At 56.3% G+C, this 19,656-nt stretch carries 17 protein-coding genes; 3 read left to right on the top strand and 14 right to left on the bottom strand.

Annotated elements, in window-relative coordinates; translation table 11 throughout:
- Positions 1-16: 16 nt before the first annotated feature.
- From C0557_RS15825 to C0557_RS15835, 3 genes are read right to left on the bottom strand one after another with little or no spacing between them, the layout of a single operon-like run.
- Positions 17-880 carry an HlyD family secretion protein gene (locus C0557_RS15825; RefSeq protein ID WP_208659385.1) on the bottom strand — a complete coding sequence of 288 codons (864 nt, stop codon included), beginning with the start codon at positions 878-880 and terminating at the stop codon, positions 17-19.
- Positions 877-1,095 carry a DUF1656 domain-containing protein gene (locus C0557_RS15830; protein WP_208659386.1) on the bottom strand — a complete coding sequence of 73 codons (219 nt, stop codon included), beginning with the start codon at positions 1,093-1,095 and terminating at the stop codon, positions 877-879. The genes C0557_RS15825 and C0557_RS15830 overlap by 4 nt, the downstream gene beginning before the upstream one ends.
- On the bottom strand, positions 1,085-3,148 hold the full coding sequence (locus tag C0557_RS15835; protein WP_208659387.1) for an FUSC family protein: 2,064 nt from the start codon (positions 3,146-3,148) through the stop codon (positions 1,085-1,087). The genes C0557_RS15830 and C0557_RS15835 overlap by 11 nt, the downstream gene beginning before the upstream one ends.
- Before the next feature lie 76 nt (positions 3,149-3,224).
- On the opposite strand from C0557_RS15835, the gene C0557_RS15840 reads away from it, so the two are divergent.
- Complete coding sequence (locus tag C0557_RS15840) at positions 3,225-4,019, top strand: helix-turn-helix transcriptional regulator (protein ID WP_208659388.1); 795 nt, start codon at positions 3,225-3,227, stop codon at positions 4,017-4,019.
- Here C0557_RS15840 and C0557_RS15845 read toward each other — a convergent pair.
- A complete protein-coding gene (locus C0557_RS15845; RefSeq protein WP_208659390.1) occupies positions 4,011-5,030 on the bottom strand; it encodes an NADP-dependent oxidoreductase in 1,020 nt (339 codons plus the stop codon). The two genes, C0557_RS15840 and C0557_RS15845, sit on opposite strands and share 9 nt — an antisense overlap.
- Positions 5,031-5,120: 90 nt before the next feature.
- Between C0557_RS15845 and C0557_RS15850 the strand changes: the two genes are divergently transcribed.
- Positions 5,121-6,023: a LysR family transcriptional regulator gene (locus tag C0557_RS15850; protein ID WP_208659393.1), complete on the top strand. Its 903-nt coding sequence runs from the start codon at positions 5,121-5,123 to the stop codon at positions 6,021-6,023.
- Positions 6,024-6,133: 110 nt separating this feature from the next.
- Here C0557_RS15850 and C0557_RS15855 read toward each other — a convergent pair whose 3' ends face one another.
- The 5 genes from C0557_RS15855 to fusA form a co-directional block, all read right to left on the bottom strand.
- Positions 6,134-7,756: a carbohydrate porin gene (locus C0557_RS15855; RefSeq protein WP_208659395.1), complete on the bottom strand. Its 1,623-nt coding sequence runs from the start codon at positions 7,754-7,756 to the stop codon at positions 6,134-6,136.
- Positions 7,757-8,274: 518 nt separating this feature from the next.
- A complete protein-coding gene (locus C0557_RS15860; protein WP_208659397.1) occupies positions 8,275-9,300 on the bottom strand; it encodes an LLM class flavin-dependent oxidoreductase in 1,026 nt (341 codons plus the stop codon).
- 152 nt (positions 9,301-9,452) lie between these two features.
- Positions 9,453-10,868, bottom strand: coding sequence for an efflux transporter outer membrane subunit (locus C0557_RS15865; protein WP_253073731.1), 1,416 nt, complete (start codon positions 10,866-10,868; stop codon positions 9,453-9,455).
- A gap of 244 nt (positions 10,869-11,112) precedes the next feature.
- Positions 11,113-12,057 carry a L,D-transpeptidase gene (gene ldtA, locus C0557_RS15870; protein ID WP_208659402.1) on the bottom strand — a complete coding sequence of 315 codons (945 nt, stop codon included), beginning with the start codon at positions 12,055-12,057 and terminating at the stop codon, positions 11,113-11,115.
- Positions 12,058-12,230: 173 nt separating this feature from the next.
- Entirely contained in the window at positions 12,231-14,333 is a 2,103-nt protein-coding gene (gene fusA / locus C0557_RS15875) for an elongation factor G (RefSeq protein WP_208659404.1), read from the bottom strand.
- A gap of 221 nt (positions 14,334-14,554) precedes the next feature.
- Here fusA and C0557_RS15880 point away from each other — a divergent pair, with 221 nt between their 5' ends.
- A complete protein-coding gene (locus tag C0557_RS15880) occupies positions 14,555-14,866 on the top strand; it encodes a helix-turn-helix transcriptional regulator (protein WP_043953096.1) in 312 nt (103 codons plus the stop codon).
- Between the two features lie 91 nt (positions 14,867-14,957).
- On the opposite strand, the gene cobT is transcribed toward C0557_RS15880, so the two are convergent.
- Genes cobT through C0557_RS15905 form a run of 5 tightly spaced genes read right to left on the bottom strand, consistent with a single transcriptional unit; the run spans position 14,958 to position 19,652 of the window.
- Complete coding sequence (gene cobT / locus C0557_RS15885; RefSeq protein WP_208659406.1) at positions 14,958-16,016, bottom strand: nicotinate-nucleotide--dimethylbenzimidazole phosphoribosyltransferase; 1,059 nt, start codon at positions 16,014-16,016, stop codon at positions 14,958-14,960.
- Positions 16,017-16,043: 27 nt separating this feature from the next.
- Positions 16,044-16,781: an adenosylcobinamide-GDP ribazoletransferase gene (gene cobS / locus C0557_RS15890; protein ID WP_208659408.1), complete on the bottom strand. Its 738-nt coding sequence runs from the start codon at positions 16,779-16,781 to the stop codon at positions 16,044-16,046.
- Complete coding sequence (gene cobU, locus C0557_RS15895) at positions 16,778-17,323, bottom strand: bifunctional adenosylcobinamide kinase/adenosylcobinamide-phosphate guanylyltransferase (RefSeq protein WP_208659410.1); 546 nt, start codon at positions 17,321-17,323, stop codon at positions 16,778-16,780. The genes cobS and cobU overlap by 4 nt, the downstream gene beginning before the upstream one ends.
- The gene (locus tag C0557_RS15900; RefSeq protein ID WP_208659412.1) at positions 17,317-18,840 is read right to left on the bottom strand and encodes a cobyric acid synthase; all 1,524 of its coding nucleotides are present in this window, start codon (positions 18,838-18,840) and stop codon (positions 17,317-17,319) included. The genes cobU and C0557_RS15900 overlap by 7 nt, the downstream gene beginning before the upstream one ends.
- On the bottom strand, positions 18,837-19,652 hold the full coding sequence (locus C0557_RS15905) for an energy-coupling factor ABC transporter ATP-binding protein (RefSeq protein ID WP_208659414.1): 816 nt from the start codon (positions 19,650-19,652) through the stop codon (positions 18,837-18,839). Before C0557_RS15905 ends, C0557_RS15900 begins: the two co-directional genes overlap by 4 nt.
- Positions 19,653-19,656 lie beyond the last annotated feature (4 nt).

Below are 19,656 nucleotides of genomic sequence, written 5' to 3' on the forward strand. Positions count from 1 at the left end.
ACAGTGACCAGAAACGTTATGGCGTAATCAACACGCTCGCGGACAAACCAGCCACCAGATCAATTCCCGCCGGTAAGGTGTCGATATGAATGCGCACCGGAATACGCTGCGCGAGCCGCACCCAGCTAAATGTCGGTTCCACGTCCGGCAGCCCCAGCCCGCCCGTCTCGTCATTGCTGTCACCGATCCCGTGCCCGATACTCTCAACATGGCCGGTGATGGCAGGCTCAAACCCCATCAACGCTATCTGCGCACTGTTTCCCACACGAATATGGCGCAGTTTGGTCTCCTCGAAATAACCCACAACCCAGAAACTGTTCGCATCGACGATGGCCACTTTTGTTTCGCCAGCGCTGGCATAGTCGCCCGCGCGAAGCCGCAGATGCGTGACATAACCCGCAACCGGCGAGCGCACGGTGGCATGGGATAAATTAAGCTGAGCCAGTTCCAGCGCGGCCAGCGCGCCATGGTAGTTCGCCACCGCGACGTTCGCCGCACTGTCTGTTTGCTGCAAATCCTCGCTGGAGATCACGCCCTTGATGCGTGAACGTCGTGTCGCCGCATCCTGGCGCATTAACATCTCATGGCGTTTAGCCTCGACGTCAGCCTGCGCGCTGGCCACGGCCAGCTTCAACCAGCGCGGATCGATCGTATAGAGCACATCGCCACGATTAACCCACTGATTATCTTTGACTTCCACACTGCTCACCGGCCCGGAAACTTCAGGCGCAATCTGCACCACATCCGCACGCACCCGGCCATCGCGGGTCCAGGGTATTTGCGCATAGTGTTTCCACATCATAAAAGCCAGCAGTGTTGCCACCGCCACGGCACTTAATGTCAGCGCGTAGCGTCCAAACAGAGAGAGAAACGATTTCATACGAATAACCACCCCAGCGCATTCAGCCCCTGGATAAGCAGGGAAAAGGTAACGATATAGATTGAGAAACCCATCAGCGGGCGATAAGGCAAACGCCGGTAAAACCTGCTGAAAGAGAAAAGCGGCACGCACAGCAAGGTAAAGACCAGGGCCAGAAGCGCGACGATCAAAAGGCCAGGGAAAAAGACACCGCCAATATTCATGTCATTGATCATCTGCTTGCTCCCTGTTCTGCTCCTGCAATGCACAGTACAAATCAACCAACCTGCCAATGAATTGCTGCGAGTGTTGAGGCCCGGCAGGCAAACAGCGGCCAATCATGGCGGCTATACGCTGGCGCAAGATGGCGGTATCTGTCGCGCGGCTAAGCAGGTAAAACAGCTCATTAAGCGCTTTACCCGTCTCGCCTCCCGCCGGGGAATAACCCCGGCGCAAATGCATCACGCCGAGGCCAATCCGCAAATAGTGCAGCATCTGGTTAAGCGCCTGCGCTGGCGATTGCCCGCTACGCTGCAAGCGCGGCAGTAACAAGGCCGTCCTGTCGATCATTAAATTGGTCCAGTGCGTCTCGTCGGAGGTAAACGCCCCTTTCACGCTGCGTCGTATATCGCGACGGCAACGCTTCAGCAGACGGTTTATCGCCGAGTCTGCCTGCACGGTTTGCAGCAAGCTCATCCCGATCACGGCAAAACCGGTCGCGGCAAATAAGGCGATGGCAGTGTTAACCGCCACGGCGAAGTCTCCGCTGTAGTGGGGACCCAGCTCGCACAACACCGGCAGCGTGAGGGTGATCCCCATGGCCATAAACGTGGTGGGCGGCCGCGCCTGGAGCGATCCGGCCAACAGGTATGCCGGTGCAAACACCGCAACCAGCACGGTGAATTCGGTGACATGGGGAAGAAGGGCAAAGCTGTAGATCAGGCTTATCAATACGCCCCAGAAGGAGCCAATAATGTATTTCACAATATGCGGAGCCGGCGCGTCGAAACTGCCAAATAACGTACAGCAGACGCCAAGGATAGAAACTGCCGTGCCGCCATCAGGCCAGGCCGAGAAAATCCATACCAGACAGCCGCTCACGATTATCACGAACGCCCCCAGCGCAGTGCGTGCAGCGACAAGATGATCGCGATGGAAAACATAGCCTTTCACCGGCTGGTCCTGCGCCTGCACTGGCGCGGGTTTCGCGTGATGGATGGCCCCGGCAAGACGCTCGCATTGCTGTATAAGGAGGATCGCTTCTGTCAGATGACGGGCAAAGCTCGCTTGCACGGCATCTTGCAACGTCAGCGCGTGCTTCGCCTGCTGCGCCGTTAACTGCTCGCAGCGTATTCTGAGCATTTCTGCCGTGATTTTCCGTTCCCGCTCATCCTCACAGGCGAGCCAGTGCTGAACATCGCCCAGCAGTTTTTGCAGATCGTCCGGTATCGCCTCAATCATCTGTATGCGATCGCGTAATTCGCAGATCACGATTAACAAGCGGGCCAGCTTGTCATGCAGGGCGTTTCTGGCGTGTCGGATCGGCACCGAGAGAGCAAAGTCATAGGGAATGTGATGGCTGACGCCCTGAAGATATTGCAACGCCAGCGCCAGATGCAGACTGTTTGCAGCCTCGTCGGATTTGCCTGCTAACGCGTCGGCAAGAGTTTGTCGCGCCGAGCGCAGCGTTTCCGATAATTTGCTGTTGAACAGGCCGGATATCCGTTTTGGCAGCACATAGCGGTGAAGAAGCGACGCGCAGAGGATGCCAATCACGATCTCCTGCACCCGGACGATGGCGGTGTCAAAAATCGCGCCGGGATGCATTACCGCAGGAAAACCAATCAGGCTCGCGGTGTAACCGGCCAGGACAAAAGCGTAAGCGCGGGGTGTACGTTCAAGCAGGGATAAATAAAGGCAGAAGGTGATCCAGCCGGTAAGCACCACGCTGCACACGATCGGCATATTGACGAAAGTGGGCACAATCAACACAGTCGCCGCAGCGCCAATGACGGTTCCGGCCAGGCGATAAAGGGAGCGGCTGAGTGAAGCGCCAACCGAGGTCTGCGAAACAATATAAACGGTAATGATTGCCCAGGAAGGTTTTTCAAGACCGATCGATAAGGCGATGTAATAAGCGAGCATCGCTGCTGCAAAGCTCTTGATGGAATAGAGCAACGCATTGGCGTCATTTTGCAGCGTCAATGAAGCCATTACGACGCCTGCACGGTGGAACACGTTAGATATAGCCCGCCCAAAGCGGCAGTGACAGAAGTTTATTTTGTTCATGCCGGGATTATTGCCGACTTGCACACTCGCTTAAATACTCTATTCTGTCAAAAAATCCCTAAATGTTGCCAATGCTATGAAGACCAATGATGCCACGCAAGTGTTTGATCCTGACGCCACACCGTGCCCGGCCGTGGCACGTCATCTCGAGTTCGTTGATTACGCCGCCGAAGTGCCCATGCATACGCACCGTAAAGGGCAACTGATTATTGCGCTGTATGGCGCCGTTATCTGTCGCGCGGAAAATGACATCTGGATCGTGCCGCCGCACTGCGCCGTCTGGATCCCGGGCGGGATCCCGCACAGCGCCAAAGCGACCTGGAACGCGCATCTCAATTATTTATTCATCGAACCCGGCGCCGTAGCACTGCCGGAGAAGTGTTGCACGCTGGCGATTTCGCAGTTGATTAAAGAATTAGTTGACCGCTTAACCCGCGAGGGCATTGATTACCCGGCGGATAGCCACGTTGCCAGGCTCACCCGGGTGACGCTCGACGAATTAGCCACCATGCCGCAGCAGAAACTGAGCCTGCCGGTCTCTTCGAATCCCAAAATACGGACCATGGCCGATACGCTGGTAAGCCAGCCGGAAGATCGCAGCACATTTAAAGAGTGGGCGAAACGGCTGGCGATAAGCGAACGTTCGCTGGCGCGCTTGATGCTGCGCGAGACGGGGCTGACCTTTGGTCGATGGCGCCAGCAACTCCATTTGATTATTGCGCTACAGGAGTTAGCCAGCGGCGTATCCGTGCAAAACGTCGCGGCTAAATTGGGGTATGAGTCCGTGAATGCCTTCATCACTATGTTCAGAAAAACGATGGGCAGCACGCCTGCCCACTATTTTGCCGAACGGAAAATAAGCTCACACTAAGTTTGTCAGCACAATTTTGCCCTGAATACTTCCCATCGCAGCACGCTGATGGGCAGCCGATGCCATGGCTAATGGCCAGGTGCTATCAATGACCACCCGGATAATGCCTTCTTCCAGCAGATGACCGGCTTCTGCTAATTGCGCACCACTGGAGCGAACTTGCGTGGATGACACCGTAATCTCTTTTTTGGCGGCCTCACTCCATGCGGAAAACCCCAGCGGGTTAACCAGAAATAATGCACCGCCGGGCCTTATACAACGCAGAAAGCGCGCCATATTTGCGCCGCCAACCGCATCAAGCACCAGATCAACATTGCTTACTACGCTCTCGGGTGCTGTTTTGGTGTAATCGATAAACTCATCCGCCCCCAGATCGCGTAACAGCGCCTCATTGCGGGAAGAGGCCACGGCAATAACCCGCGCCCCTTTCCAGCGGGCAATCTGCACCGCAAGGTGTCCTACGCCTCCCCCTGCGCCATTGACCAGCACGGTCCGGCCTTTTAATGGAACGGCCTTATGAGGAAAAGTCTGGAAAGGATTCGGTGCGTCATGCCCCGTTTCGACAAGAAACTGCCAGGCCGTGAGGAGTGACATCGGTGCCCCTGCTGCCTGAACATGGTCAATTCCCCGGGGTTTTAATGCCAGCCCGGATGCAGGAACGCTGACATATTGCGCATAGCCGCCACTGCCCTCCATCAACCTTTGCGGAAAGCGCACCATCGAATAGACCTCATCACCGGTGCTGAACCCGGTAACATTTTCACCGACTTCAGCGACGACACCTGATACGTCAGTTCCCAAAATGAGCGGAAAAGCGGGTTCCGGCCACCATTCAGGCGGAAGTGCACGATAACCGTCACGCAGATACCAGTCTGGCGGGTTAAGTCCAGCGGCCTGCACATGCACAAGCACCTCGTCGCTGCCCGCTACCGGCCTCGGGGTCTCTTCATACCGCAGGTTTTCCGGCCCGCCAAACGCATGGAGTTGTACTGCTTTCATCATTTCAGTCATCACAATCTCGCTCTAAAAGTGCTCAGGTGTCAGAGCATATGATGAATATTCAGGATTGATAATGAGGCTGAATTTCGCTTTAATTATGCCATGAAGGAACAAATAGCTTTTGAACGACTCACCGGTCTCATTGCATTCGCTCGTGCTGGCGCGCTGGGCAGCTATACTGCGGCAGCCCGCTCGCTTTCCGTTTCGCCTTCCGCCATCAGTAAAAGTATTCAGCGGCTGGAGAAGCACCTCGGCATCACCCTGTTCACGCGAACGACGCGTTCGCTGGTTTTGACTGCCGAAGGCCGCGAACTGCACGAACGGGCGTTGCGGTTGTTACGGGATGCGGAAGAGATCGAACAGGTAGCCAAACGTACGCGCGCAGAACCCGCAGGTATATTACGCATCGCGGCGTCGTTACCCATTGGCATTCATTTGATTGCCCCTGTTCTGCCACAGTTTTGCGCGCTTCACCCCAAAGTGAAGATTGACCTGCGCTTAAGCGACCACATGGTAAGCCTTGTTGATGAGCATATTGATATTGCCATTCGAATGGGTGAGCTTGCGGACTCCAGTCTGCTGTCGCGTCGCCTGGCGCCCTATCAGATAGGTTGTTATGCCTCGCCTGAATATTTAGCCCGTTGCGCACCTCCGGAACATCCCAATGGCTTAGCCGGGCATCAAACGATTAATCTGCGTTACCAGAATACGGGGCAACTTTTTCGCTGGCCGTTCCGCGTCGGAGAGCGGGAAATTGAGATTGTGCCTTCGTCAACGATCATTGTTGACGCAAGCGAAGCCGTCATCGCCGCCATTGCTGCCGGGGCCGGAATAGGCATGGCCGCGAATTTTATGGTGGCTTCCCTGGTGAGGGATAAAAAGTTAGTGCCCGTACTGTCAGATTTTGCGGTAGAGCGAGGCAATATTTCGGCTGTCTGGCATGAAAGCCGTCGTTCCAATCCTGCGGTACGCGCGTTTCTCGATCATATGCTTAAACATTTTTAAATGACCGGAAGCCGATGATTGCTGATTATATACCCGCAGAGCCGCTTTTATATTTCGCACGGCCACCAATATAAAAGCCTGCTGTGCGCAGGCTCTGAATTTTTAAGTTATTACCACCACACTTCCGCCTGGACGCCGACGGTGAACTGGTCGCTTTTCGCATCGGCAAATTCAAACTGGCTGATGCCATTCTCATTCACCTTCAGATACGTCCCATAGAAACGAATTTCCGGGCGCGAGGTCAACAGGCTGGTATCCACTTTCAGCGCGTGATAGAGCGTCGTTTTATAACCGGATTCATGGTATTCATTGCCGCCGGTTTTATTTTTCTGATCGAACCAGGCCAGCTCCACGCCGGTTTGATTAAAGTTATCCCAGATATACGCCGGACGAACCACCGCACGAACGGAATTAAAATCAGTATGCGCACCGGTATTGTAGTCATAAATATCATTACCGTGCGCATAGACCAGCGCATGCGCCATAATCACATCCGGACGTAAATAGTTCTCGCCCTGAGAAATCACGCGGAAGGCTTTGCCGTAACTATGCTCGCCATAATACTGGTCGTTATAACCGTATGTCGGGTTAGAATCTGAAATTAACGCAAAGCCGCTGGCGATGGAATTATCCGCTCCCTGGAGCGTTAATTCGTTAAATCCGCCGCCGTTAAACTTATGCCGCAGAATTAAACCGCCATGCCAGGCATCTTTGACGCTGTAATAGCTGCCGTTATCTTCATTTTTATGGTTGCTATCGGTTTCATTAGGCATCGCATAGCGCGCAAACACTTCCAGCGTGGCTTTCTCCCACAGCGGAATATCTTTATAGCGCACCTCGGCGCTGTTGGCGTTAACCTGCTGCGTATTGCCCGATGTCGCATAATCGACCGCGTGGGCGTTAACATCTTCTCGCGTGACGGCCATATTCAGCTTACCGGGGCCAAGCTGCCAGTTCTCGATGCCGAGGCCAGAACCGGCATTCGTGCGATGGCTTTTCCAGTCCAGCATCTGAATTTCATACACCGGCAGGTTATGTTTACCAACCCAAAAATCCGCTTCCGGCGCAAACGGCAAGAAACCTTTGGTTGTCAGATAGATATCCGAGAATTGCAGGAGGTTTTCCGAGGTGCTGTCAAACCAGCCCGAGCTATATTGCTGGCCAACGTTGCCATCCAGCATGACCACGGCTTTCGCCACCTTGCCGCCGGCATCGTAGACTTTCTGCGACAATTGCAGATCGAACCAGGCGCTGTTTTCCTGGCCGAATCGCCCCAGAGAACCAATAGCATAAGACTTCGGCGCGCCGCGCGTTCCGGTCGACCAGCCGGAGCGGAAGTAGCCGGTATAACTGAAGCCGAGATCGTTTTTCACATATTTACTGATGTCCGCCAGCGTCACCTCTTGTGCCGGTGTCGCGCCGGTGACCGCTGCAGAATGCGCTGGCGTAGCGTCGCCAGGCGCAGATGTTGCCGCATGCGTTTTATCGACGGGTGTATGACTGGCGACAGCGTCCGTTTCACGGGCAGGAACCGGTTGCCTGTCGAAGCGGGTTTTATATTGCCGCAGCTCTTGCTTCGTGGCCTGTAATTCCTGTTGGTTTTCCGCCAGTGCTTTTTCCAGTAATTCCAGACGCTGTTCAACAGAGAGTTTTGCAGCGGCGGCGCTAGCGGAAAACAGCGCAGAGGATATTAAGAGCGCAATCCATTTCAGTTGATGCTTTTTATTGATCATCTTTTTGTTCCTGTTACCCCTGGTAATAAATGGGTTGATTAACATGAGCTGGATAGATATTCAGGCAATACAACTCCGCCTGATGAATTGAATCGACATCAGGTAATTAATTATCTGTACCCGTAAAATGAACGACGGGTTATTTTCCGCAAATGACACATAGCGAAAATCATTCACTGCGGAAACCAGCGCCGCTCGTGAAATATCCCACAGCGACTATCAGGGCATTTCACGTTTTACCTGAACTGACAGGCTATCGGTATTTTTACGTGCTCACTCCTCCTGAGGAAAATCCGATATCATTGCAAAACTCCAAAAAAAAACCTGAACCACTTTTCCAGGCAGTAAATGCTCAGAAAAACGATTCAGGTTTTGCCCGTATTGGTCAGAGAATAATACGGTAGCAATCCAGTTTGTCCTGCGACAGGATACTGGCTTTTAATTCACTGACAAGCGACGAATCACTCCGTCGCGTTATTTTGTGAACTCACGCAATATTTCACGCCTGTTTTTTCATATTAATCGCGCCAGCCCATAGCCGGGGCCACATATTTAAGAATCGATTCGATAACATGCACGTTGTAATCAACGCCCAACTGATTCGGCACGGTCAACAATAACGTATCGGCTTCGGCAATCGCCTCGTCCTGTTTCAACATTTCAACCAGTTTTTCCGGCTCTGCCGCGTAGCTACGGCCAAAGATCGCGCGGGTTTTCTCATCAAGGAAACCCACTTTGTCCTGATCGTTCCGGCTGCTGCCGAAATAAGCGCGGTCGCGATCGTCCATCAGCGCAAAAATGCTGCGACTCACGGAAACGCGCGGCGTGCGCTGGTGACCCGCTTCCGCCCAGGTCGCACGATACGCGCGGATCTGCTGCGCCTGCTGAATGTGGAACGGCTCGCCGGTTTCATCATCTTTCAGCGTCGAGCTTTGCAAATTCATCCCCAGTTTTGCTGCCCACACCGCGGTCGCATTCGAACCTGCCCCCCACCAGACGCGCTCGCGCAAGCCCGCAGAGTAAGGCTCCAGACGTAAAAGCCCCGGCGGATTCGGAAACATCGGCTGCGGATTTGGCGTGGCGAACTCTTCACCCTTCAGGATCTCCAGCAGCGTTTCGGTGCGATGACGCGCCATGTCGGCCTCGCTTTCGCCTTCGGCCGGTTGATAACCAAAATAGCGCCAGCCATCAATCACCTGCTCCGGCGAACCCCGGCTTATTCCCAGTTGCAGGCGACCGCCGGAAATGAGATCCGCCGCGCCTGCGTCTTCGGCCATATAGAGCGGGTTTTCATAGCGCATATCAATAACACCGGTGCCGATCTCGATATTGCGGGTTTTGGCACCGATGGCGGCCAGCAGCGGGAAAGGAGAACTGAGCTGGCGGGCGAAATGGTGGACACGGAAATAGGCGCCGTCCGCGCCCAGCTCTTCAGCGGCAACCGCCAGATCGATGGATTGCAACAGTGCATCAGCGGCTGAGCGAGTGGCGGATTGCGCTGAAGGCGTCCAGTGACCAAAGGTCAAAAATCCGATCTTTTTCATGGCTTCGGGGATCCTTTTAGGAAAAACGTGGCAGGCGGAATATATTTACGTCGCATACCAATATATGCGCCGCTTAACCTGCCTTTGACTCCCCCTACTCTACGCAGTATCTGATACAAATAAATATCATTTATTTAACATTAAGCATCAAATTAATTGATGGCCTTTGCGGGCTGGGCAATTAACCCGCCGCCAAGCTGTTCAATCAGCAAAATATTCTGATCCATCATGTCGGCTTGCAGCTGCGCGACACTGCGATCTGAAGCCAGCAGTTGATCCTGTAATGAGAGGACGTCCAGCCACGGTCGCAATCCGGCTTTAAACTGGGCGGAAACGTCGTCCCACGCGCTGTGCGCGAGTTTATCGGCATCTTCCGTTTGTACAATCTGCTGCTCCAGCGATTTCAGATTCACAATCGAGGTGCTGATATCGCCCAGTGAGGAAATCAGCAGGCTGTTATAGTGAGCAACCGCCAGATCCCACTCTGCGTTGCTGCCCGCCAGATCCGCCCGCCGTTTCCCGCCGTCGAAAATCGGCAGCGAAAGCGTCGGCCCGACATTGAAAAACCGACTCGGCGCGCCGACAAACGCATCGCCAAGAAGATTGCGCGTACCGGCTTCGGCGACGAGGTTGATATTGGGGTAGAACTCGGTTTTCGTGGCTTTAATCTGTTTTTCCGCCGCTTCAACGCGCCAGCGCGCAGCCACCACATCCGGCCTGCGCCCGACTAACTCCGCCGGAATCGTCGACGGCAGTGTCGTTTGCATTGCCGGGTTGCCCTCGGACGGTTTCAGATGGTGCCAATAATCCGGTCCCTTGCCGACCAGCGTGGATAACTTAATCCCCGCAGCAGTAACATTTTCTTGCGCCTGTAATAATGCGGTCTGCGCATCTTTATCGTTAGCCATTGCCTGTTTATATTGATATTCCGGTGAAATACCACCGTGATAAAACTGACGCTGGATGTCGCTTATTTTTGCCAGGCGTTCGGCATTGGCGGCCGCTATTTTTTCTAATTTCCAGGCGACATTTAAACTATTCCATGCGCGGGCAATATTGGCCGACAAACTGAGCGCGGCGGCTTGTTTATCCAGCTCCGCCGCTTTGGCATTACCTAATGCCGCCTGCCAGGCCGCTTTCTTGCCGCCCCATAAATCCAGCGTGTAGCTGGTGCCGAGTGAGGCAGTGCGCAGCGTGCTGTAAGTTTTGCCCACCAGCAAAGGATCATCAACGCGTGCGACGCGGGAACGGGTAATGCTGGCATCCATATTAATATCAGGCAGTTGCTCTGCTCTGGCGCTGACTACCATGGCATTGGCCTGGTCCGCACGGGCGTTCACTTCCTGCAAACTGGGGCTGGACGCCAGCCCGTCGCGGATCAGCGCATCAAGTTGCGGATCGTTAAAACGCGCCCACCAGTTGCCTTCGGGCCAGTTTGCCGGGCTTAACGTGACCTGCGACAGCGTATTTTTCGCCGCCAGCGAATCCGGATTTAATATTTTATTGTGCGTGTGAAGCCCTTCAGAGGTGGCGCAACTGGTTAATACCAGAGAAGCCAGTAAAGTCATGGCTTGTTTATTTACTGCCGGAGTTCTCATTATTTTATTGCCCTGCTGCCGGAACACGAATAATCAGGATAGGAAGGATTATCCTACCGTCCGGCCGCAGCGCACCCTATTGACATTCCGTGCGTTGAAATAAAACGAAATAACAAAATCACTATTCAACAAAAATAAAAACACAAATAACCCACACTCACCTCATTTTGTGGATTTTATTTTTCAGGATATTTCGCCAATAAAACAGCGCCGCTTACAGGCGCTGTTTATCGATCTGCCCGGGCTGGCTACTGATATTCACCGGCATTCCCGAACGGCGTTCAAGCTCGGCAGACGCCCGGCTGACATTGACCTCATCGCCCTTCATCAGCGCATGCAGCACCGGCGTGGCCGGTAGCGGAACTTTATTGCTGGATTCAAATTCCATGCGATTGCGCGAGAGCGGTTCGTGCACTTCCAGCCAGCGGCTGCCGTCTGGCTCGGTGGTCATTTTCACCGGTTGATCGATAACCTGCACGCGCGTCCCGAGCGGAACGTTATCAAACAGATATTTGATATCCGCATTACGCAGGCGAATACAGCCCTGGCTGACGCGTAAACCGATACCGAAATTGGCATTGGTACCGTGAATGGCATACAGCTTGCCGATATAGATAGCGTACAGCCCCATCGGGTTGTCCGGCCCGGCGGGCACAAAAGCGGGCAAGGTTTTCCCCTCTGCGGCATAGGCTTTACGGGTGTTTGGCGTCGGCGTCCAGGTCGGCCCTTCTTGTTTACGTTCCACCGCGGTAACCCAGTTGCGCGGCGTTTCACGCCCCGCCTGACCAATGCCAATCGGCAGGATCTCCACCGTGTTGCTCTCTTTCGGGTAGTAATAGAGGCGCATCTCGGCAACGTTGATGACAATGCCTTCACGCACCGTATCGGGCAAGATGATCTGCTGCGGAATAATCAGTTGTGAACCCGCTTTCGGCAGGAACGGATCGGCATCGGGATTCGCTTCCAGCAAATTGCTCAGCCCCTGTCCGTATTTCGCGGCAAAGGCTTCCAGCGGCAACGTATTGCCCTGCTCGATAGTGATGGTTTGCGGGCTTCCCACCAGCCGGCTGCCCTCGGGCGGCAAAGGGTAGCTGACCGCCAGCGCAGCGCGGGTTGAGAGCAGGGCAAGCAGGCAGCAAAGCAGTTTTACGCGGCGCATAGCGGCATTCCTTAAAAGCGGCGGAGACAGGTTAAGCATAGCCCGTTTTGCGCATTTTCTGCTTTTTTACAGCACGTTATGACGCAACGAGAAAAACGTGTGCTCGCGGTTTATCGCGTATGGCGAACACGAAAAACCCCGCCGCAGCGGGGTTTGGGTTCAGAACATTACGGTCAGGCTTTGGCGCGGCTGGCGATGATCTCGTCCGCCACATTGCGCGGCGCTTCCGCGTAGTGGTGGAACTCCATGCTGTAGGTTGCACGCCCCTGCGACATAGAACGCAGCGTGGTGGAGTAACCGAACATCTCGGCCAGCGGCACGTCAGCGCGGATGATCTGGCTGCCGAAGCGCTCTTCCATGCCCTGCACCATACCGCGACGGGAAGAGAGATCGCCCATAATGTTACCGGCGTACTCTTCCGGCGTTTCCACTTCCACATGCATCACCGGCTCCAGAATTGCCGGGTCCGCTTTGCGCGCGCCCTCTTTGAAACCAAAGATCGCCGCCATGCGGAACGCCATTTCCGACGAGTCGACATCGTGGTAGGAACCGAATGTCAGCGTCGCTTTCACATCCACCACCGGATAACCAGCCAGCACGCCGCTGTTCATGGCTTCGCGTAGCCCTTTTTCCACGGAGGGAATGTACTCGCGCGGCACCACGCCGCCTTTGGTGGCGTCTTCAAAGACAAAGCCGCTACCCGGCTCCAGCGGTTCGAGCGTCAGTACCACGTGGCCATACTGCCCTTTCCCACCGGACTGGCGAACAAACTTGCCTTCAATGTCTTTCACCGTTTTACGCAGCGTTTCACGGTAAGTCACCTGCGGGCGACCGATGTTCGCTTCCACACCGAATTCACGTTTCATACGGTCAACGATAATCTCCAGGTGCAGTTCGCCCATACCGGAGATGATCGTCTGGCCGGACTCTTCATCCGTGTGCAGACGGAACGACGGGTCTTCAGAGGCCAGCCGTTGCAGCGCAATACCCATTTTTTCCTGGTCCGCTTTGGTTTTCGGCTCGATAGCCAGCGAAATCACCGGTTCCGGGAACTCCATACGTTCCAGCGTGATCACCGCATCCGGGTCACTTAAGGTATCGCCGGTGGTGACATCTTTCAGCCCGACACAGGCCGCGATATCGCCAGCGCGCAGTTCATCCACTTCATGGCGATCGTTGGCATGCATCTGCACGATACGCCCGATACGCTCTTTCTTCCCTTTCACCGGGTTGTAGACCGCATCGCCTTTTTTCAGCACGCCGGAATAGACGCGGATAAAAGTGAGCTGGCCAACATACGGGTCGGTCATCAGTTTAAACGCCAGCGCCGAGAACGGTTCCTCATCACTCGGATGACGTTCCGCTGGCTGGCCTTTTTCATCCACGCCCTGAATGGCAGGAATATCCAGCGGCGACGGCATCAGTTCGACAACCGCATCAAGCATGCGCTGCACGCCTTTGTTTTTAAAGGCGCTGCCGCACAGCATCGGCTGGATCTCCCCGGCGATCGTGCGTTTGCGCAGACCGGCAATAATATCGGTTTCGTCCAGCGAACCGGTTTCCAGATATTTATCCATCAGCTCTTCGCTGGCTTCCGCCGCCGCAGAGACCATTTTTTCCCGCCACTCCAGTGCGGTTGCCTGTAACTCTTCCGGCACCGGCGCGTAGCTGAAAACCATACCCTGCGTGGCGTCATCCCAGATGATTTCACGCATTTTGATCAAATCCACGACGCCGGTGAAATGCTCTTCCGCGCCAATCGGGATGACGATCGGCACCGGGTTGGCTTTCAGACGATCGATCATCATCTGCACCACGCGGAAGAAATCCGCACCGGGGCGGTCCATCTTGTTGACGAAGGCCAGACGCGGCACGTGATATTTGTTGGCCTGGCGCCAGACGGTTTCCGATTGCGGCTGCACGCCGCCTACCGAGTCATACACCATTACTGCGCCGTCGAGTACGCGCATGGAACGTTCCACTTCAATGGTGAAATCCACGTGCCCGGGGGTGTCGATAATGTTGATGCGGTGCGGCTCATAACTTCTGTCCATACCGGGCCAGAAGCAGCTCACTGCCGCGGAAGTAATGGTGATCCCGCGCTCCTGCTCCTGCGCCATCCAGTCGGTTGTTGCCGCGCCATCGTGTACTTCCCCCAGTTTGTGGCTCATCCCGGTGTAAAACAGGATGCGCTCGGTGGTGGTGGTTTTACCGGCATCGATATGCGCGGAGATACCGATGTTGCGATAACGTTCGAGGGGGATGGGTCGGGGCATGATGCGTCCTTAGTCATTTGACTATCTGTTCGTGGCCGGAATTGGCCGCGATTCATTGGCATGTATCATAGTACAACTGTACGAGTATATTCGAACTATTTTTGCTATTATTACGATTGGTTGGGTCACGATTGAGGTCGTGGCTTTAAAAATCGAGTTTGCGTATAGTACCGGCCCGGCCGTGACTTTCTTAAGCCAGACCATCGCCACACAGGAATATTATGATCGCTAACCACCCAGAACGTGAGCAATTCCGCCTGGAAAATGTGCTCTTCGCCCTTGGCAACCCGCTGCGCCTGGCGATGATCAAACGGCTCGCCGATGGTGCTGAACTGAGCTGCAATACGTTGCGCCCGCAAGATGTGGCGAAATCGACCATGACGCATCACTGGCGCGTATTGCGCGACAGCGGCGTGGTCTGGCAGCGCCCGCAAGGGCGGGAAAATATGATTTCGCTGCGCCGGGAAGATCTGGACGCCTGCTTCCCGGGGCTGCTGGATACGCTGTTGCAGGTGATGCGACAGGAAGGGTGAGTTGCCGGATGGCGGCTTCGCCTTATCCAGCCTACGGTAAGCGAACCCGGTTCACTGGCTGGATAAGCGTTTAGCGCCATCCGGCAAAAATCTATTTCGTCTCCGGCAGCACAATATTGCTCGCCGCCAGCGTGCCCATCTTGTTGTAAATCGCGCAGGCCGCATCCACTAATTGCATCGCCAGCGCCGCGCCGCTGCCCTCACCCAGTCGCATACCCATATTGAAATACGGCTCCAGGCCTAAATGTTCGAGCGCAATGCGCGCGCCTTTTTCCGCCGAAAGATGCGAGGGAATAAGATACGGTTTCACCTGCGGCGCAATGCGACAGGCGGCCAGCGCCGAGGCGTAAGAGAGGAACCCGTCGAGCACCACCGGCAAACCGCAGGTGGCTGCACCCAGGATCACCCCGGTCATGCCGAGCAGGTCGTAACCACCCACTTTCGCCAGCACGTCGAGACCATCGGCAACATCCGGCTGATTCACCGCAATGGCTCTGCGCACTACCTGCGCTTTATGCCCGAGCAGCGTTTCCGGCAGATTGGCGCCGATCCCGACCACCGATTCCGGCGCTTCGCCGGTCAGCACGCTGACAATCGCCGCGGCTGGCGTGGTATTGGCCATCCCCAGTTCGCCAACGCCAAACAGCGTCACGCCCTGCGCTGCCAGCTCGCGGGTATAACGCATCGTTTCCAGCAGCAGTTCCTGCGCCTGCTCGCGGCTCATCGCCGGGCCGCTGGCGATATTCCCGCTGCCACGCGCAACCTTCATATTGACAAGACCCGGGATCGGATCGGCATCAATACCAACATCCAGCACGTGTACTTTCGCCCCGGCCTGCGCCGCCAGCACACAAACGCCCGTGGTGCCTTGCGTCATGTTTGCCGCCTGAATCGCGGTCACCACCTGCGGTGAAATCGCCACGCCTTCATGCCAGACGCCGTGATCGGCGCACATCACCACAATCGCTTTTTCGCCGATGCCCGGCGCGCCATTCAGCCCCGGCATACCGGCCAGTTGTACCGCTAATGCTTCCAGTCGCCCCAGGCTGCCAGGCGGCTTCAGTAAACCATCCAGATGAACCTGGGCCTGCGCCATCGCCTCGTCATCGGGTGCCGGAATGCTTGCCAGTAATGTCGTTAATGTCTGCATGCTGTTTCTCGTTATGTTGTGGGCTGGTTATAACAGCGCCAGAAGAAAAATCAGTTCGCCCAGTTCAATGGCGGCACCGAGCGTATCGCCGGTCTGCCCGCCAAGCGTGCGCTTCAGCATCTGCCCGAGCAGAAATACCGCCGCCAGAGTCACCAGCAGCGCCACAATCCCTTTCGCGCCCAGCAACCCGATCGTGACCAGCGCGGTAATCATGAGCGTGACTGACGTATCGCGCCCCGACACTTTGCCGATAAACAGATTGCCGAGCCCCTCTTCGCGGGCGTAGCGATGACCGAACATCAGTAGCACCGCGCAGCCGCGCCCGGCGGCACAGGCCGCCGCAAGTGCTGCGATCATCGGCGCATCACGCAGTTGCAGTTCGCTAAGGGTGAGGATTTTCGCGGCCAGCACGAAGACCAGCGCCAGACCGCCATGGGTGCCGAGACGGCTGTCGCGCATGATCTCCAGCATCCGCTCGCGCCGCCGGGCGGAAAAGACGCCGTCGCAGGTATCGGCAAGACCATCAAGATGGAAGCCGCCGGTCAGCAACGCCAGCGCCAGCACGCAGAACAGTGCCGCCAGCGGTGCGCCGCACCACGGCTGCAATATCACCAGTACGCCGCCGCTAATAGCGCCCAGCAGCACGCCGACCAGGGGAAAAGTGACAATCCCGCGCACATAATCGGCGACATCCAGCCCCTGCACCCAACGCTCTGGCACCGGCAGACGGCTAATAAATGACAGCGTGGCAAAGAACAGTTTCATTTGATTTTGACTCCAATCCCGGACACCACCAGCCAGACGTGATCCGCCGCCTGCGCCAGCCGCTGATTGACGCGCCCGGCTATATCGCGGAAATGCCGCGCGAGGCGGTTTTCCGGCACAATCCCCATCCCCACTTCATTGGTGACCAGCACCACCGGCGACGGGCAGGCCGCGCAGGCGGCTATCAGCACCTCAATTTCCTGCTGCACCTGCGTTTCCAGCGCGGCGTAATCCCACTGTTCCGGGTCACTCTCGCCGCCAAAGGCAAACAGCAGATTGGTCGCAAGCGTAGTGATGCACTCCAGCAGCACGGCTTCGCGGCTATCGTTGTCGGGCGTAATGATCTCCGCCAGCTGCTGCCAGCGCTCTTCGGTACGCCAGTGGGCCGGACGGCTCGCCCGGTGGTGCGCAATACGCGCCGCCATCTCCTGATCAAAGATCTGCGAAGTGGCGATATAGAGTACGCGGCTGGCGTCTGCGACCAGCGACTCGGCGTGGCGGCTCTTACCGCTGCGCGCCCCGCCGGTAACAAGGGTTAACATGTTTGCTCCTGATGTTGCTGCATAATCTGGTAAATACGATCGATGTCGACATGCTTGCGCATGGCGTCGGCGAGGATATCAAACTGCTGCGCTTTATAGTCGGCATAATTCACGGCGATATCGAGCGGCCCCAGCCCTTTACGCTCGCGCAGGCCGTTCAGCAACGCGCGGGTAAACGCATCGCTGTCGAACAGGCCGTGCAGATAAGTACCAAACACCAGGCCATCATCGCTGACCGCGCCATCCGCCACGCGCTGACCGTTTTTCGCTAACCACAGCGCCGGGCGGCAACCGCTTTGCAATGTGGTTTCGCCCATATGGATCTCATATCCGCGCAGCGCCAGCCCGGCGCAGTTCGCCAGCCAGCCGGGCAATGCCTCCGGCAAACGGGCCTCAACAAGCGTGGTGGTTTTATCCTGTGCGAAATGGGTTACGGTATTGAGCAGCCCCAGCCCCGGCTGCGTACCCAGCCCGGATTCCACCTCATCGACGATCGTCTCGCCGAGCATCTGGTACCCCCCGCAAACGCCGATCGTCGGTCCGCCCGCGCGATGCCTGGCAAGCAGCGCCTTCGCCAGCCCGCTTTCACGCAGCCAGTTCAGATCGCCGAGGGTGTTTTTACTGCCGGGTAAAATCACCAGATCCGCGCCCTGCAACGCATCGGGCGAGCGGACATAGTGCACGCGTACATCCGGCTGCGCCGCCAGCGCGTTAAAATCGGTGAAGTTGGAAATATGCGGAAGCTGCACCACCGCAATATCCAGCGCCCGCTCGGCGGTGCTCAGGTATTTGCCTCGTTGCAGCGCCACGCCATCTTCATCTTCGAGGTCGACCTCCAGCCACGGCATCACACCGATCACCGGAACGCCCGTCAGTTCTTCAATCTGTTTTATGCCCGGCGTCAGTAGCGCGACGTCGCCGCGAAATTTATTGATGATCACCCCTTTTACCCGCCAGCGTTCATGCGGCTGGAGCAGCGCCAGCGTACCGTAAATGGCCGCAAAGACGCCGCCGCGATCGATATCCGCCACCAGGATAACCGGGCACGCGGCCATCTCCGCCATGCCCATATTGACAATATCCCGATCGCGCAGGTTGATCTCCGCCGGGCTGCCTGCCCCTTCCAGCACCAGCGCGTCGTACTCCTGCGCCAGGCTTTGCCAGACGCGCATAATCTGCGCCCGCAGATGCGGCTTGTAATCGTGATAGCTGACGGCATCCATGTCGGTCGCCACTTTGCCCATCAGCACCACCTGCGCTTTACGGTCGCTGGTGGGTTTAAGCAGCACCGGGTTCATACGCACATCCGGCACGATACCCGCCGCTTCCGCCTGGAATATTTGCGCGCGCCCCATCTCCTGGCCATCCGGCGTGATACCGGAATTGAGCGCCATGTTCTGCGATTTAAAGGGGGCGGTTTTCAGCCCATCCTGATAAAAAATGCGGCACAGCCCGGCCACCAGCACGCTTTTACCCACGTCCGAGGCGGTGCCCTGCAACATAATCGCCAGCGTCATGACGCCTCCTTAACCCGCATCGCCCGCATGCGGGCATAAAATTCATCTTCACTTTTACACAGCGGCAAACCCAGCTCGCTGTGCAGTTTTACCAGCCACGGCTGCGTCAGACCGGCTTTCTCAACCAGTGCGCGGTGGGCAAACACCTCGGCAGGCGTTCCCTGCGTCAGACATTCGCCGTGATGCAGCACATAGACTGCATCACAAATTTCATAAATCAAATCAATATCGTGGCTGGAGATCACCACATGATTTCCCTGCGCGACAATGCGGCGGATGAGCGCCATCATCTGCGCGCGCCCGGCGGGATCAAGACCCGCGGTGGGCTCATCCAGCAGCAGATATTTTGCCTGCATCACCAGCGCGCCAGCGATGGCGACGCGCTTTTTCTGCCCGTGGCTCAGGCACTGGATCGGCTGCTGACGGAAGGATTGCGCATCCACCAGCGTCAGGGCGTCATCGACGCGGCGCGCGATCTCTGCTTCCGCCACGCCAATGTTGCGCAGGCTGAAGGCGATGTCGCTGTCGATATCGGTATAGAAGATCTGCTGATCGGGGTCCTGAAAGACGGTGGTCACCTGCTGGCGCAGCGCCAGCAACCCACGCTTGCTGTAATCGAGCGGTTTTCCCTGCCACAGTACCGCCCCTTTTTGCGGGCGCAGGATACCGTTCAGGTTCATAAACAGTGTTGATTTCCCGCAGCCGTTGGCGCCGATCAGCCCGGTCACCGGCTGGCGGGAAAAATCGAGCGTCAGCCCTTTCAGCGTCGGCGCATCCTGGTAACTGAACCACAGATTTTCACATGCCAGCATGCCT

The sequence above is a fragment of the Kosakonia sp. MUSA4 genome, from assembly GCF_013085925.1.
Classification (GTDB): domain Bacteria; phylum Pseudomonadota; class Gammaproteobacteria; order Enterobacterales; family Enterobacteriaceae; genus Kosakonia; species Kosakonia sacchari_B.